Origin of the sequence: Cupriavidus sp. U2 (assembly GCF_009663685.2) — a bacterium.
In the GTDB taxonomy this organism is placed as follows: Bacteria; Pseudomonadota; Gammaproteobacteria; order Burkholderiales; family Burkholderiaceae; genus Cupriavidus; species Cupriavidus necator_C.
The window spans coordinates 243948-258493 of record NZ_RCOG02000032.1 but is presented as its reverse complement, the minus strand read 5'-3'; the positions used below and the strand labels follow the sequence as shown (position 1 = coordinate 258493).

Here is a 14546-nt window from a genome sequence, read left to right as displayed (position 1 = left end):
CGGCAGGCAGAACCGCCGACCCTCTCCCCCAAACGCCTTTCCCGCCTGCGGGCGAGGCGCCCCCTCAGGCGCTTGCTCGCGCGCCGTAGCCTGTCCCCTTCCACTCGATAAAACACAGTCCGTGCCCGAACGGGTCGGACAGCATCGCCTGGCGGCCCCAGTCGAACTCCCGTGGCCAGTCCTCGATTTCCGCACCGGCGCTGAGCGCGCGCTCGATGGCCGGTTCCAGCGATTCGACCACGAAATCCAGATGCACCGGGGTCCAGTGCCGCACGTAGTCGCGCCGGGTGTCGGCCCGGGTAGTGGCCAGCGTGCCCGGCGCCTTGGCCAGCAGATACACCGGCGCGCAGGCGCCGTGCAGCTCGGCCACCGTGCCGTCGAACAGCTTGCGGTTGAGCCGCAATCCCAGTCCTGCCTCATAAAAGCCGATGCCGCGGTCAAGGTCATCGACGTCGATGTTGATCAACAACTCCATGCCTGCCTCCTGAGCGTTCTCCCGATGCGCGGCGCAGGGCGGCCGCTCCTGACGGCTCCTGACGCTATCCGGACACCGGGCCAGCATTGTGCGCCCGGCCTCCTGACACCAGCTGTCAGGAGTGATGTGCAGGCCGCCAACCCGGACGGGTGGCCCGGGGACGGACAGCGGCGCGCGGGAGGCCCCATAATACGGAAATCTACGATCTGGAGAGTCAAGTTGCGCTTCGAACACCTGGTGGAAATCAATGACCCAGGCAACCCCACGCTGGAGCCGCTGACGCCGGACCAGCTCTGGCAGGGCCTTGTGCTGCGGGCGGAATCGCCGGAACTGTTCATGCTCGGGCTCGATAGCGCCGAGATCGTCGGCCGGGGCGACGGCTGGATCGAGCGCGTGCTGCATTTCGGCAAGGCCAGCGTGAGCGACCGCGTGGCCTACGAGCCGCGCCGCGCGGTGCGGTACGAGTCGGCCCCGACGGCCGAGCACGCGGGCGGTACGCTGGAGATGATCATCGAGACCCCGGCGCCCGGCGCGCTGCTGGTCCGCTTCATCTACCAGACCACCATGCCCAATGTGGACGCCAGCGGCGACAACCGCTACGCCGAGATCGTCAAATCCGCCTATCACGAGGCCGATCTCGATACGGTCCGCAAGATTCGCGAAATCGCTGCGACGGGACGGCTCGGGTGAGCCGCCCATCCACTGCGCCGGCACGTACCGGCAGCGGGGATGCCCACGGAGGAGGAACTGGCGGACCGCAGGCGCCGGGAGGACCCGGGGAGCCGGAACCATCGTCCGGGCGTCGCGGCGGCCCGACCCGCGCCGACCTGCGCGCCCGCCATGGCGACCGCCTGCGCTGGCTGATCCTGGTCACGCTGATGCTGGGCACGATGTCGTCGATCGTGTCGTCGACCATCGTCAACGTCGCCATCCCCGATCTGAGCCGGCATTTCGCCCTGGGCCAGGAGCGCGCCCAATGGGTGGCCGCCAGCTTCATGATCGCCATGACGCTGTCGATGCTGCTGACGCCGTGGCTGCTCAACCGCTACGGCCTGCGCCGCACGTTCATCGGCACGCTGGTGCTGCTGGGCGGGGGCGGGCTGATCGGCGGATTCTCGCCCACCTTCGGCGTGATGCTGGCCATGCGCGTGGCCGAGGGCATTGCGGCCGGCATCATGCAGCCGCTGCCCAATATCTTCATCCTGCGCGTGTTCGATGAACGCGAGCAGGGCAAGGCGCTGTCGCTGTTCGGGTTTGGCGTGGTGCTGGCGCCGGCCATCGGGCCCAGCGTCGGCGGCTTTCTGGTCGAGCTGTTCGGCTGGCGGTCCATCTTCTTCGTGGTGGTGCCGCTGACGCTGGCCGGCTGGTGGATGGCGCGGCGCTACATGGCCGTCGATTCGGCGATGATGGGCGAGCGCAAGCCGCTGGACTGGCGCGGCCTGGCCCTGGTGGGCGTGGCGACGGTGAGCCTGCTCAATGGCCTGGTGGAAATGCGCACCAACGCCGGCGAAGGTGTCGGGCTGGCCGTGTTCGGCGTGCTGATGCTGGTGGCGTTCGTGGCGTGGCAGTTGCGCGCGCCCGATCCGCTGATGAACATGCGTCTCTACAGCTATCGCCAGTTCTCGGCGGGCGCGGTGGTGGCCTTCATCTACGGCGCGGGGCTGTTCGGGTCTACCTACCTGCTGCCGGTCTACATGCAGATGGCGCTGTCCTATACGCCGTCGGCGGCGGGGCTGGTGCTGATGCCGGCCGGCATTGCGCTGGCCGTGACCATCGCGGTGGCCGGCCGCCTGACCAACCGCATCCTGCCGCACCGCCAGGTGTCGTTCGGGCTGGCGCTGCTGGCGGGCTCGTTCCTGCTGATGGCCACCGGATCGATGGCCACGCCATACGTGCTGCTGGTGCTGTACGCGGTGATCGGCCGTATCGGCCTGGGCTGCATCCTGCCCTCGCTGACGCTGGGGTCGATGCGGGGCGTCGATTTCTCGATGATTCCGCAGGGTTCCAGCTGCATCAACTTCCTGCGGCAGCTGGGTGGGGCGATTGGCGTGAGCCTGGCCGGGGTGGGCCTGCAATGGCGCCTGGCCGAGCATGGCGCGGTGCTGGGCCGTGGCGGCGACGCGGCGGCGCAGGCGGCGCGCATCCAGGCCTTCGACGAAACCTTCCTGGCCGTGGGGATCGTGATCGCCACGGCCATGCTGGCCGCGTGGCGTATCCGCCCGCGGCCGCTGCCCGGGGACTGACGCCCGCGCCTGCGGCGTTTCCGATCGTTATTGCAGCAGGGGCAGTTCGTTGCGCTGATAGCAGACGCCGGCCAGGAAGCCGCTCAGCACCGACGCGGCTTCGCGCCCGCCAGCCGGGCGGGCCTGGATGGCCGAGACGGCGAATTCGGTCAGCGCCACCATGGGGGCGGAGGGCGGGTTGCCGCCTTCGACCAGCGCGCGCTTCGCGCCATAGCCATGCGTGCGCATGTCCACCGCGGCGGACATCGCCGTCGCGGCATAGACGGTGCAGGACTTGTAACGGACGGGATCGTAGGCCGGGGCCGCAGGCTCGGCGGGACGGGACGGCGCACGCGGCGCGGCCATCAGCGCCGTGGACAGCGTCAGCGCGCAAACGCTGAACAGCACTCGGTAGGTCTTCATGTCTTCCTGAATCACGACACTGTTGCCAGATACATTGCGGATGATCTGGTTATCGGCAGGAAAGACAAGGGGCTGAATGGGGGGAACAGCGGCGGACGGCGCGGGGCCGTCCGCGGGGGCACGTGCAGGGCCAGGTTCAGCTGGCGCGGCCGGCCAGCAGATCGCCCACCAGTTCGATGTACTTCTGCTTGGCCTCGTCCTGGGCGGTGCCCTTGAGCGCTTCCCAGGCCTCGAACTTGTAGCGGCCGACGAAGTCGGTCATGCCGGGCTTGTCGCCGTGGGCGTCGCCCTCGGCACCTTGCTTGTACAGCGCGTACAGGCGCAGCAGCGTCATGTTGTTGGGGCGCTCCGACAGCGTCTTGACGTCGATTTGGGCCTGGTCGAATTGGGCTTGCAGGTCGCTCATGGGGTCTCCGTGTGGCAATGCGTTGGACAGGCGATGATAAGCGCCGCCGGCGTCCGTTTCGGTGCAAAAAAGTCGAGGAAGCTCTCAGGTTGCCCCGCTGGCGGCCCGCGCGGGGGGCTCGCCGTTGCCAATACTGCTTTGCCCCGCCAGCGGATACAATCGCTGCCATGTCCTGGATTCTTGCTGTCGAGACCTCCACAGAGTGGTGTTCCGTCGCACTCGGCCGCGCCGCCGGGTGTTTCTCCCGTCATGAGCACACCGGCGCGCGTTCGTCGTCGCGGGTGCTGCCTGCCGTTGGCGAGGTGCTGGCCGAGGCCGGCATCCGCTTGGCCGACTGCGCCGCCATCGCCTTTGGCGCGGGTCCCGGTTCCTTTACCGGCCTGCGCACTGCCTGCGGCGTGGTGCAGGGCCTTGCCTTCGGCGCGGACCTGCCCGTCATCCCCGTCAACGTGCTGATGGCATGTGCCGAAAGCGTACGCAACGGCACGTGCGGCGGTGAAACGCTGCCTGCGGGCGCGGCGGTGCTGGTCGCCATCGACGCCCGCATGGACGAAGCCTATGCTGCCACGTTCCGCTGGGACGATGCCGCGAACGAATGGGCAATGGAAGGCGCCATGCAGGTGGGCGCGCCGGAATCGATCGTGGCACCCGATGGCGATTTCTGGCTGGCCGGCAACGCGCTGACCGTCTTTGGCGACCGCCTGGCCGCGGCAGCCGGGGCTTCGCGCACCGTGCCGGACGCCATGCCCGACGCCCGCGCGATGGTGTCGATCGCCCAGCGTGCGCTGGCGCGTGGCGAGACGATTGCCGCGGCGGATGCCATGCCGATCTATGTGCGCGACAAGGTTGCCCAGACCATCGTCGAGCGCGAGGCCGTGGCCGCCGCCAAGGCCGCCGCGCTGGCCGCACAGGGAGCGGCCCGATGAGCGCCGCGCTGCTGCCGCCCGAGCGTCCGGACCACCCCGAGTGGCCGGCGGTGCCGGTCATGCCGCCGCTGGCGCAGGGCTGGGCGCTCGACCACATGAGCGCGCGCGACCTGCCGGCCGTGGCCGAGATCGAGCAGCGCGCCTACAGCCATCCGTGGACGCGCGGCAACTTCGAGAACTCACTCAAGGCCGGGCATTTCGGCCTGACGCTGCGAGACCCCTCGACGGCGCTGATTGGCTACGCGATGCTGATGCCGGTGGTTGACGAGATGCACCTGCTCAATATCACGATCGATCCGGCCCACCAGCGACAGGGCTACGGACGGCTGCTGCTGGCCATCGCGCTGGCTACGTCGCATGCGCACCGGCTGCACACGATGTTGCTGGAGGTGCGTCCGTCGAATATCGGCGCGCTGGCGCTGTATCTCGAAGCAGGATTCGTCGAGATCGGTCGCCGCAAGGGCTACTATCCGGCCACGGCGCTGGGGCGCGAGGACGCCCTGGTGCTGCGCCGCGTCTGGCCCGCCAGGCTTGACGGAGAACCGGCATGAACCGCCGCGCATTGTTCCTGGAAGCCCTGGGCATTCCGGCCGAGTGGGTGCCACGCCGGGCCCAGGCCATTGAAGGAGCGGCAGACGAAGCCGTGGCGGCGGAAGCTGTCGTCGCACAAGCGGTGGACGATGCAAGCGCCGCACCCGCAGCCGCAGTACTGGCGGAAGTCCGGGCGTCGCCGTCCGCCCGTCCGCCCGAGCCGCCCGAAGTTTCGACGCTTTCGACCGGACGGCTGGCCGATGTGCTGGCGGACGAGCCGGCCGGGATCGATCATGCCGCCGACAGCGGCATCAGCGCCATCGAACTGGCCGCGACCGTCGAGGCTTTCGATGCGCCGAACCCGGACCGGCCGGTGGCCCCGCACGGAGACAAGCCGCTGGGCCGTCTGCCCGGGCAGGCCGGCCGCGAGGCCGCCATCGCCGGGATGCCCTGGCCGGAACTGGCCGACAGCGTTGCCGGCTGCACCGCATGTGGCCTCTGCGACACCCGCACCAACACCGTGTTCGGCGTGGGCGATCCGCAGGCCGAATGGATGCTGGTGGGCGAGGCGCCGGGCGAGAACGAAGACTTGCAGGGCGAGCCGTTCGTCGGCCAGGCCGGCAAGCTGCTGGACAACATGCTGGGGGCGCTGGGCCTGGCGCGCGGACGCAATGTCTATATCGCGAACGTGCTCAAGTGCCGGCCCCCGGGCAACCGGAATCCCGAGCCCGAGGAAGTCGCCCAGTGCGAGCCCTACCTGAAGCGCCAGATTGCGCTGATCAAGCCGAAGGTCATCGTGGTGCTGGGCCGCTTTGCGGCGCAGTCGCTGCTACGATCGACCACGCCGATCGGCAAGCTGCGCGGTACGGTGCATACCTACGAGGGCATCCCCGTGGTGGTGACCTATCACCCGGCCTACCTGCTGCGCACGCTGACCGACAAGGCGCGTGCCTGGGAAGACCTGTGCCTGGCGCGCGAGGTCCACGATCGTGCGGGAGCTCAAGCCTGATTTCGCCCAGATAACGCCACCGGGCGGCTGCGCGCCGACCGGGGCGGACGCGCCTTTGCCGCTCTGGTGTCGCGCGGCCTCGCAGCGCACGCGCGACCTGGCCTGGTGTTCGCTGTCGCCGGCGCTGCTGTCCCATCTGCCCGATGGCTACCAGGATGGGCCTGCGCGGCTGGCCCAATGGCCGCCCGGCGCGCAGGCGGGGTGGCAGGCCTGGCTGTCGCAGGCCGATCCGGCCACCTTGCCCGAAACCATCGTCGAACTGAGCCAGCATCCGGACCCGACCGGCAGCCGCAGCCTGCGCCTGGGTCGTCATGCCGAGCGGCTGCTGCACTTCGCGCTGCGGCACACGCAAGGGGTGGATCTGCTGGCGGCCAATGTGCCGATCCGGCGCGCGAATGGACATGGCGTGCAGACGCTGGGCGAACTCGACGTGATCTGGCGCGACCCCGCCAGCGCGGCCGTCGTCCATTGGGAGATGGCGGCCAAGTTCTACCTGATGGTGGACGGCGTGGCCGGGCATCGGGCCTTTGTCGGGCCGAATCTGGTCGACCGGCTGGGCGACAAGCTCGATCACATCGTGCGGCGCCAGTTGCCGCTGGGCCGGACGGCGGAAGCCCAGGCGCTGGTCGGGCATCCCGTGGATCGCAGCGAAGTCTATCTGCTGGGCTGGCTGTTCTACCGCGACGGCATCGTGCCGCCGGGCCTGGAAACGCTGGGGATTGCGCCGGATCACCTGAACGGGTGGTGGGCACCGCTGGCCGACTGGCGCGCGCGTGCGTCGGACCCCGCGAGAGGGCATGTGCGCTGGTGCCGGCTGTCGAGGTCCGACTGGCTGTCGGGGGCCCGTGTGGCCGAGGCCGCGACCGAAACGGCGGCGGTCATGCACGATGCGCTGGCCGAACGCTTTGCCGACCCGATCCACGCGTGGCGCCGCGAGGCGCCGGTCATGGTCTGTGAACTGGTGCAGGATCAGGACGCGCCCGGCATCTGGCGCGAATGCTCGCGCGGATTCGTGGTGCCGGACGACTGGGAGGTGCGGGCCACGCTGCGGGCCGCGGCGCCTTGAAGACCGGGGCGAGCCGGCAAGGCTGACGCCCCGCGTGCGATCAGTGGTGCTTGTCCTCGCCGATCATCGCCAGCGAGTTGTACATCTTCACATTGTGCTTGTGCAGGCGCATCACCAGCGCCATGGTCGCCACGATGAACAGGCCTAGCGCGACAATCACAAAGCCGATCGGCACGTTCAGCTTGATCAGCAGCGCGTACAGGCACAGCATCAGCAGCACCGAAACGTTCTCGTTGAAGTTCTGCACCGCGATGGAATGGCCGGCCGAAAGCAGCACATGGCCACGGTGCTGGAGCAGGGCGTTCATCGGCACCACGAAGTAGCCCGACATGGCACCCACGATCATCAGGAACACGTAGGCGATGGCCATGTAGAGCGGCATCGCCATGCCCAGCACGTCGAGCGTCACGGCCGGCATGGTGTCCTTGGTGTAGAACGCCATCAGGATCACGGTGGCGCCCATGGCCACGCCGAACGGCAGCACCGACAGCGACTTGCGCAGCGGAATGCGCGCGGCGGCCGCGATAGCGCCCACGGCTACGCCCACTGCCACCACGGCCTGCAGCAGGGCGCCTTGCGACAGGTTCAGCCCCAGCGACTTCTCGGCCCACTTGAGCACGATGAACTGCAGCGTGGCGCCCACGCCCCAGAACAGCGTCGTCACGGCCAGCGAGATCTGGCCGAGCTTGTCGCGCCACAGCGCAATGAAGCAGTCGCCAAACTCCGCAATCAGCTTGATCGGGTTCTTTTCCTGCTGGGGATAGCGTGCGCCGGTGTCCGGAATGAACAGGTTGAAGACGGCGGCAATGAAGTAGAACAGCATGATCACCACCATCGCCGCTTCGGCGGGGGTGTTGACGCCGGTGTCGACATAGGGCAGGTCGAAGTGCAGCAGGATGCTCGACAGTTGCACCGAGATCAGCGCGCCGCCCACCACCGTGCCCAGGATGATGGAGCCGACCGTCAGACCCTCGATCCAGCCGTTGGCCATCACCAGCTTCTCGGGCGGCAGCAGCTCGGTCAGGATGCCGTACTTGGCCGGCGAATAGGCCGCGGCGCCGAATCCGACCACGCCATAGGCCAGCAGCGGGTGCAGCCCGAACATCATGATGGCGCAGCCCACGATCTTGATGGCATTGGTGATCAGCATCACCTTGCCCTTGGGCATGGAGTCGGCGAAGGCGCCCACGAATGCCGCCAGCACCACATAGGACAGTACGAAGAACAGCTTGAGCAGCGGCGTCATCCACTGCGGGGAATGCAATTCGGCAAGAAGGGCAATGGCTGCGATCAGCAGGGCATTGTCGGCCAGCGACGAGAAAAACTGCGCGGCCATGATCGTGTAGAAACCCTTCTTCATACCTTGGACTTTGTCTCCATCGCGGGCGTCCATGTGGACGGGCAAAAGCGCACCGGCCGGTAGTGCCGTCGCTTGGCGGGAACCTGCTGCGCCTGCCTTGTCAAAGTGGGGCGGCGACGCTACTTTCGCGCGCCTTGCGGCTTGCCTGACCGTCATTGACATATTGCTTCTCTTTTAAAACATGGCCGGAGCGTCCGGCTTTATATCACGAATCCGCGACATTTCAGCACACCGGCGGACGCGCATTGGACAGTACATGCCCGGATGGATTCCCGGAATCGACCTGCGGATGTGGTCAAATATCGCCTGCGCAAGGTGGCGCCGGCTTGTCCGCGCCGGCCGGTTCGTCCCGAAGGCCTGTTACCGCACAGTGTGTGCCACCTCAACGCCCGAATCCAGTGGCCTGCCGACCGGGTCTTCCCGCATCTGGTGCAGAACATCGTTCGACAGCCCACGCAAGCAGTCATATCCATGCCAAGACCCATTCACGCTGTCATCCACCAGCCCGCGCTGGCCAACAACCTGGAAGTGGTGCGCCGCCATGCCCCGGATTCCCGCGTCTGGGCGATCGTCAAGGCCAATGCCTATGGCCACGGCATTCGCCGCGCCTTTGCGGGCCTGAAGGCCGCCGACGGCTTCGGCCTGCTGGACCTCAACGAAGCCGTGCTGCTGCGCGAACTGGGCTGGCAGGGGCCGATCCTGCTCCTGGAGGGATTCTTCCAGCCCCAGGATGTTCCCGTCATCGAGCAATATCGCCTGACCACCGCCATTCATTGCGAGGAGCAGCTTCGCATGCTGGAACAGGCCCGGCCCAAGGGCCCGCTGGCCATCCAGCTCAAGCTCAACACCGGCATGAACCGGCTGGGCTTCCGGCCTGCCCAGTACCGGGCGGCCTGGGAACGCGCCCGCACCATGCCGTGCGTGGGCAGTATCGTCCATATGACCCATTTCTCCGATGCCGACAGCGCGCGCGGCATCGCGCACCAGATCGAGGCGTTCGAGACGGCCACGGCCAACCTGCCCGGCGAGGTCAGCCTGTCGAATTCGGCGGCCGTGCTCTGGCATCCGTCGGCCCATCGCAACTGGGTGCGGCCGGGCGTGATCCTGTACGGCGGTTCGCCCACGGGCCTGTCGGCGGACATCGCCGATACCGGCCTGCAGCCGGCGATGTCGCTGCACAGCGAACTGATCGGCATCCAGGACCTGCAGCCGGGCGATACGGTTGGCTATGGCTCGATGTTTACGGCCGACCGGGCGATGCGCATCGGCGTGGTGGCCTGCGGCTATGCCGACGGCTACCCGCGCCACGCGTCGGGCTGGGGTGACAAGCGCGCCCCGGTGCTGGTGGACGGCGTGCGCACCGACCTGGTGGGCCGGGTGTCGATGGACATGATCTGCGTGGACCTGACGCCGTGCCCCAAGGCCAAGGTCGGCTCGCCGGTCACGCTCTGGGGCCACGGGCTGCCGATCGACGACGTGGCCGCCGCCAGCGGCACGGTGGGCTATGAACTGATGTGCGCGCTGGCCCCGCGCGTGCCGACCACCGTGGCCATGCTGACCACGGCCGATTCCGTCTCCTGAAGACAGCCCGAGCCCCATCCAGCCCGAGTCCGGATTTTTTCGATGGCCAAGACCAAGACTGTCTATACCTGTACCGAATGCGGCGGTACCACGCCGCGCTGGGCGGGCCAATGCCCGCAGTGCAACGCCTGGAACACGCTCGTCGAGACCGTGGCCGAATCGGGATCGTCGGCCGCGCGCCGTTTCCAGCCGCTGGCGGCGTCGGCCGTGGTCCGCAAGCTCAGCGATATCGAAGCCGCCGAGGTGCCGCGCTTCACCACGGGCATCGACGAGTTCGACCGCGTGCTGGGCGGCGGGCTGGTGTCGGGCGGGGTGGTGCTGATCGGCGGCGATCCCGGTATCGGCAAATCGACGCTGCTGTTGCAAACGCTGGCCAACCTGTCGGCCAGCCGGCGCGTGCTCTACGTCAGCGGCGAGGAATCGGGCGCCCAGATCGCGCTGCGCGCGCAGCGGCTGGGGGTGGAAGCCGCCACGGTGGGCCTGCTGCCCGAGATCCAGCTTGAAAAGATCCAGGCCGCGCTGGAGGCCGACAAGCCCGAAGTGGCCGTGATCGACTCGATCCAGACGCTGTATTCCGAGGCGCTGACCTCGGCGCCCGGGTCGGTGGCCCAGGTGCGCGAGTGCGCGGCGCAGCTGACGCGTATCGCCAAGAGCAGCGACATCACGATCATCCTGGTGGGCCATGTGACCAAGGAAGGCAGCCTGGCCGGGCCGCGCGTGCTGGAGCACATCGTCGATACGGTGCTGTATTTCGAGGGCGACACGCATTCGTCGCACCGGCTGATCCGCGCGTTCAAGAACCGCTTCGGCGCGGTCAATGAACTTGGCGTTTTTGCGATGACCGAGCGCGGCCTGCGCGGCATCAGCAATCCGTCGGCGCTGTTCCTGTCGCAGCATGAGGAGCAGGTGGCCGGGTCGTGCGTGCTGGTGACGCAGGAGGGCACGCGCCCGCTGCTGGTGGAAGTGCAGGCGTTGGTCGATACGGCCAACGTGCCCAACCCGCGCCGGCTCGCGGTGGGGCTGGAGCAGAACCGGCTGGCGATGCTGCTGGCCGTGCTGCACCGGCACGCCGGCATCGCTTGCTTCGACCAGGACGTGTTCCTGAACGCGGTCGGCGGGGTCAAGATCACGGAGCCGGCCGCCGATCTGGCGGTTTTGCTATCGATCCACTCGTCGATGCGCAACAAGCCGCTGCCGCGCGGGCTGGTGGTGTTTGGCGAAGTGGGGCTGGCCGGCGAGATCCGCCCCAGCCCACGCGGGCAGGAACGGCTCAAGGAAGCCGCCAAGCTTGGTTTCACGATGGCCGTGATTCCCAAGGCCAACGCGCCCAAGCAGGCCATCGACGGGCTGGAAGTCATTGCGGTGGACCGCCTGGAGCAGGCGATCGATCGCGTACGGCACCTGGACTGACGCAATGGCCGATGCTGCCGGGGATACCGAAGACGCAGCGTCGCGGTCCGTGGCGCGCGGCAAGCGGTCGCAGGCCGCCTACCAGGCGCTGCGCGACGACATTTTCGCGTTCCGGCTGCTGCCCGGCGACCGCTTTACCGAAAACGACGTGGCCGAACGGCTGGGCATCTCGCGCACGCCCGTGCGCGAGGCGCTGCAGCGGCTGCAGGGCGATGGTCTGGTGCGGGGCTACTACCGCAACGGCTGGGAAGTGGTGCCGCTGGACCTGGGCCGCTTCGAAGCCCTGTACGAACTGCGCACGCTGCTGGAAACCCATGCCGTGACGCGCCTGTGCCAGCCGTCGCACGCAACGCGCCGGGCCGCGCTGGTGGCCATGCTCGATGCCATCTGGCGCGTGCCTCAAGCCCGGCGCCTGGCCGACGGCAACGCCGTGGCGCAGCTTGACGAGGCATTTCACCTGGCCATCGTCGAGGCGGCGGGCAACGCCGAAGCGGCGGCCGTGCATCAGCAGGTGACCGACCGCATCCGCATCATCCGCCGGCTCGACTTCGCGTTCGGCGAGCGCGTCTCGCTGACCTACGACGAACACGGCGCGATCCTGGCCGCGCTGGCCGATGCCGATGCCGGTCGCGCGGTGGCGCTGCTGTCCACGCATATCGAGGATGGCCGCGCAGAAGTCAGCCGCCTGACCATGGCGCGCCTTGAGGAAGCCCGCACCAGCTTCGTGCCGTCGACCGAATCCGGTGCACCGGCGCGCCGCCGCCGGTTCGGCTGATCGCAGCGCTTTCTTCCCCGGTGACTTCGCGCGCGGCATCGCGTCGCGACGCTTTATCGCCCGCTATCCCCCACGCCACGCGGCATAGCCCGCTTCACGCCCGTCCGGCAGCCGTCCCCCTTCGCCAGTAGGGGCGCCCATGGCATGCCTATTGCGACCGTTCCCATGCAGGAGATTTATGTATACATAAATCGCGGAACTGTCGTGACCTTCCATCTGTATCCGAGGCAGCGATCCGCGCAGCGATGGCGCGGCGGCCGCCTGGTGAACACGGGTTGCCCGTGTCATCAGGCGGCCGCCGCCCCGCACTGGATTCCAACAAGGCGTGGCGCCGCGTGGCCACGCATCTCTCTCGAAGTCTGTCTGAAGGAGTGGTTCGATGCGTACCGTTGCTGATAACGCGGCCCTGGGTGTGCCGCACGCCGTGCCGCTGGCGCGCACGCGCTGGCTGCAGCTGCTGCTGGGGCTCGTGTGCATGATGGCGATTTCCAGTCCGCAGTATGTCTGGACGCTGTTCACTAAACCGCTATCCGCCAAGCTGGGCGTGCCGCTGTCGGAACTGCAGGTCACGTTCTCGCTGCTGATCGTGTTGCAGACATTCTTCTCGCCATTCCAGGGCGCGATGATCGAACGGTTCGGCCCGCGCCGCCTGATCGCGCTGGGCACGGTGCTGTCGGGCCTGTCGTGGGTGCTGGCCGCGTCGGCGCAAAGCGTGAGCATGCTGTACCTGACCTACGGCGTGGTGGGCGGGCTCGGCACGGGCATCGTCTACGTGGGCGTGGTGGGGCAGATGGTGCGCTGGTTCCCTGACCGGCGCGGCTTTGCCGTGGGCATGGTCGCGGCCGGCTACGGCATGGGCGCCATCCTGACCACCTTCCCGATTGCCGCCGCGCTGGCGGGCAAGGGGCTGGAATCGACGCTCTGGCAATTCGGCCTGATCTTCGCGGTAATCGGCTTCCTGGCGTCGCAGGGGCTGCGCGCGCCGGCCGCCGGCGAGCCAGTGGCGGTGCGGCCGGCCTACACGCCGTCGAACGTGGCCGATGTGCCGACCCGCAAGATGCTCAGGACGCCGCTGTTCTGGCTGCTGTTCGCGATGATGACGATGATGTCGACCTCGGGCCTGATGGTCACGTCGCAGATGGCCGCGTTCGCCAAGGATTTCGGGGTGTCCAATGCCGTGGTGTTCGGCATGGCCGCGCTGCCGCTGGCGCTGACCATCGACCGCCTGACCAACGGCCTCACGCGACCGATGTTCGGCTGGATCTCGGACCGCTGGGGTCGTGAAAATACGATGTGCTTTGCCTTTGCGCTCGAAGCGGTGGCCATGACGCTGTGGCTGCTGACGCGCGAGAACGCGGTGCTGTTCGTGCTGCTGTCCGGCGTGGTGTTCCTGGGCTGGGGCGAGATCTTCTCGCTGTTCCCCTCGACGCTGACCGACACGTTCGGGACAAAATTCGCCACCACCAACTACGGCTGGCTGTATATCTCGCAAGGCATCGGCTCGATCTTCGGCGGCCCGCTGGCGGCGCTGATGCACGAGCGCATGGGTAGCTGGATGCCGGTCTTCGGCGTGGCCATCACGCTCGACATCGTCACGGCGGTGCTGGCCATTGCCGTGCTGAAGCCCTGGCGCAAGCGGTACCTGGGCGCGCCGGCGGCACGCTGATGGCGCGGGGGGCGGGCGGGAAGTTGGCCGGTTGGGCACAGGTGAGGGCAGGTGCGTCAATCCGCCACACTGCACCCCGTGGCGGATTGCTCGGGCACCCCGGTGTCGCAACGGAAAATGGGTAATAATTCGCGTCGAAGCCAATCTTGCCCTCGACACACCCATGCAAGCCAATTCTCGCGCCTATTTCCTGCTGATCGCCGTGGTCTCGTTCGCGTTGCTCGGTGCCGCGTTGTACATGCAGTACGTGGAGGGCTACCAGCCATGCCCGCTCTGCATCATGCAGCGATTTGCGTTCCTGGGCATCGGGCTGTTTTCGCTGCTGGCGGCCATCGCGCAAAACACGCGCACGCTGTGGCAGGGCCTGGGCATGCTGTCCGGCGTGGCCGGTATCGCGGTGGCCGGCTACCACGTGTCGCTGCTACTGAACCCCAAGGCATCGTGCGGCATCGATCCGCTGGAAAACTGGGTCAACGCGCTGCCCACGGCCAAGCTGCTGCCGCAGGTGTTCTATTCGGACGGCCTGTGCACGGCGCCGCTGCCGCCGCTGTTCGGCCTGTCGATCCCGGCCTGGTCGCTGATCTGGCTCGTGATCCTGACGCTGACGCTGGCGGTGGGGCTGATCCGCCGCGAGAAGAACTACCGCTAGAGGGGAGCAAACCGCTGGGGCAGTTGCGCCTGTAGTTGTCTGCCGGT

General features: G+C 67.9%; 15 protein-coding genes. 11 read left to right on the top strand and 4 right to left on the bottom strand.

What is annotated here, in order from left to right; translation table 11 throughout:
• Positions 1–64 precede the first annotated feature (64 nt).
• A complete protein-coding gene (locus tag D9X30_RS25440) occupies positions 65–475 on the bottom strand; it encodes a VOC family protein (RefSeq protein ID WP_153945168.1) in 411 nt (136 codons plus the stop codon).
• Between the two features lie 219 nt (positions 476–694).
• Here D9X30_RS25440 and D9X30_RS25435 point away from each other — a divergent pair, with 219 nt between their 5' ends.
• The gene (locus D9X30_RS25435) at positions 695–1165 is read left to right on the top strand and encodes an SRPBCC family protein (RefSeq protein WP_066733424.1); all 471 of its coding nucleotides are present in this window, start codon (positions 695–697) and stop codon (positions 1163–1165) included.
• Between the two features lie 137 nt (positions 1166–1302).
• Positions 1303–2718, top strand: coding sequence for a DHA2 family efflux MFS transporter permease subunit (locus D9X30_RS25430; RefSeq protein WP_153945656.1), 1416 nt, complete (start codon positions 1303–1305; stop codon positions 2716–2718).
• A gap of 27 nt (positions 2719–2745) precedes the next feature.
• Here D9X30_RS25430 and D9X30_RS25425 read toward each other — a convergent pair whose 3' ends face one another.
• Together D9X30_RS25425 and D9X30_RS25420 are read right to left on the bottom strand one after the other, a co-directional pair.
• Positions 2746–3120, bottom strand: coding sequence for a hypothetical protein (locus D9X30_RS25425; protein ID WP_153945167.1), 375 nt, complete (start codon positions 3118–3120; stop codon positions 2746–2748).
• 136 nt (positions 3121–3256) lie between these two features.
• Positions 3257–3526 carry an acyl-CoA-binding protein gene (locus tag D9X30_RS25420; RefSeq protein WP_153945166.1) on the bottom strand — a complete coding sequence of 90 codons (270 nt, stop codon included), beginning with the start codon at positions 3524–3526 and terminating at the stop codon, positions 3257–3259.
• A 167-nt stretch (positions 3527–3693) separates the two neighbouring features.
• Between D9X30_RS25420 and tsaB the strand changes: the two genes are divergently transcribed.
• The 4 genes from tsaB to D9X30_RS25400 are packed head-to-tail and all read left to right on the top strand — an operon-like array spanning position 3694 to position 7058.
• On the top strand, positions 3694–4452 hold the full coding sequence (gene tsaB / locus D9X30_RS25415) for a tRNA (adenosine(37)-N6)-threonylcarbamoyltransferase complex dimerization subunit type 1 TsaB (protein WP_153945165.1): 759 nt from the start codon (positions 3694–3696) through the stop codon (positions 4450–4452).
• Positions 4449–5003 (top strand): ribosomal protein S18-alanine N-acetyltransferase, encoded by a 555-nt coding sequence (gene rimI, locus D9X30_RS25410; RefSeq protein ID WP_153945164.1) that lies wholly within the window; start codon positions 4449–4451, stop codon positions 5001–5003. Before tsaB ends, rimI begins: the two co-directional genes overlap by 4 nt.
• Complete coding sequence (locus D9X30_RS25405) at positions 5000–5992, top strand: uracil-DNA glycosylase (RefSeq protein ID WP_153945163.1); 993 nt, start codon at positions 5000–5002, stop codon at positions 5990–5992. Before rimI ends, D9X30_RS25405 begins: the two co-directional genes overlap by 4 nt.
• Positions 5973–7058, top strand: a complete 1086-nt coding sequence (locus D9X30_RS25400; protein WP_502799688.1) for a DUF1853 family protein — start codon at positions 5973–5975, stop codon at positions 7056–7058. The genes D9X30_RS25405 and D9X30_RS25400 overlap by 20 nt, the downstream gene beginning before the upstream one ends.
• A gap of 40 nt (positions 7059–7098) precedes the next feature.
• Here the strand turns inward: D9X30_RS25400 and lplT are convergent, their stop codons facing one another.
• Positions 7099–8418 carry a lysophospholipid transporter LplT gene (gene lplT / locus D9X30_RS25395; RefSeq protein WP_153945161.1) on the bottom strand — a complete coding sequence of 440 codons (1320 nt, stop codon included), beginning with the start codon at positions 8416–8418 and terminating at the stop codon, positions 7099–7101.
• A gap of 471 nt (positions 8419–8889) precedes the next feature.
• On the opposite strand from lplT, the gene alr reads away from it, so the two are divergent.
• The 5 genes from alr (at position 8890) to D9X30_RS25370 (ending at position 14499) form a co-directional block, all read left to right on the top strand.
• Positions 8890–9999, top strand: a complete 1110-nt coding sequence (alr, locus tag D9X30_RS25390; protein WP_153945160.1) for an alanine racemase — start codon at positions 8890–8892, stop codon at positions 9997–9999.
• A gap of 42 nt (positions 10000–10041) precedes the next feature.
• Positions 10042–11409: a DNA repair protein RadA gene (gene radA / locus D9X30_RS25385; protein ID WP_153945159.1), complete on the top strand. Its 1368-nt coding sequence runs from the start codon at positions 10042–10044 to the stop codon at positions 11407–11409.
• A gap of 4 nt (positions 11410–11413) precedes the next feature.
• A complete protein-coding gene (locus D9X30_RS25380) occupies positions 11414–12184 on the top strand; it encodes a GntR family transcriptional regulator (protein ID WP_153945158.1) in 771 nt (256 codons plus the stop codon).
• 379 nt (positions 12185–12563) lie between these two features.
• Positions 12564–13850 (top strand): oxalate/formate MFS antiporter, encoded by a 1287-nt coding sequence (gene oxlT / locus D9X30_RS25375; protein WP_153945157.1) that lies wholly within the window; start codon positions 12564–12566, stop codon positions 13848–13850.
• A 163-nt stretch (positions 13851–14013) separates the two neighbouring features.
• Positions 14014–14499, top strand: coding sequence for a disulfide bond formation protein B (locus tag D9X30_RS25370; RefSeq protein ID WP_153945156.1), 486 nt, complete (start codon positions 14014–14016; stop codon positions 14497–14499).
• Positions 14500–14546: the final 47 nt, after the last annotated feature.

Bases quoted from the DNA above. Each gene is read 5' to 3' on its own strand.
- oxlT (WP_153945157.1), top strand. From the start codon at position 12,564: ATGCGTACCGTTGCTGATAACGCGGCCCTGGGTGTGCCGCACGCCGTG.
- D9X30_RS25440 (WP_153945168.1), bottom strand. From the start codon at position 475: ATGGAGTTGTTGATCAACATCGACGTCGATGACCTTGACCGCGGCATC.
- radA (WP_153945159.1), top strand. From the start codon at position 10,042: ATGGCCAAGACCAAGACTGTCTATACCTGTACCGAATGCGGCGGTACC.
- D9X30_RS25420 (WP_153945166.1), bottom strand. From the start codon at position 3,526: ATGAGCGACCTGCAAGCCCAATTCGACCAGGCCCAAATCGACGTCAAG.
- D9X30_RS25370 (WP_153945156.1), top strand. From the start codon at position 14,014: ATGCAAGCCAATTCTCGCGCCTATTTCCTGCTGATCGCCGTGGTCTCG.
- tsaB (WP_153945165.1), top strand. From the start codon at position 3,694: ATGTCCTGGATTCTTGCTGTCGAGACCTCCACAGAGTGGTGTTCCGTC.
- lplT (WP_153945161.1), bottom strand. From the start codon at position 8,418: ATGAAGAAGGGTTTCTACACGATCATGGCCGCGCAGTTTTTCTCGTCG.
- D9X30_RS25425 (WP_153945167.1), bottom strand. From the start codon at position 3,120: ATGAAGACCTACCGAGTGCTGTTCAGCGTTTGCGCGCTGACGCTGTCC.
- rimI (WP_153945164.1), top strand. From the start codon at position 4,449: ATGAGCGCCGCGCTGCTGCCGCCCGAGCGTCCGGACCACCCCGAGTGG.
- D9X30_RS25405 (WP_153945163.1), top strand. From the start codon at position 5,000: ATGAACCGCCGCGCATTGTTCCTGGAAGCCCTGGGCATTCCGGCCGAG.
- D9X30_RS25380 (WP_153945158.1), top strand. From the start codon at position 11,414: ATGGCCGATGCTGCCGGGGATACCGAAGACGCAGCGTCGCGGTCCGTG.
- alr (WP_153945160.1), top strand. From the start codon at position 8,890: ATGCCAAGACCCATTCACGCTGTCATCCACCAGCCCGCGCTGGCCAAC.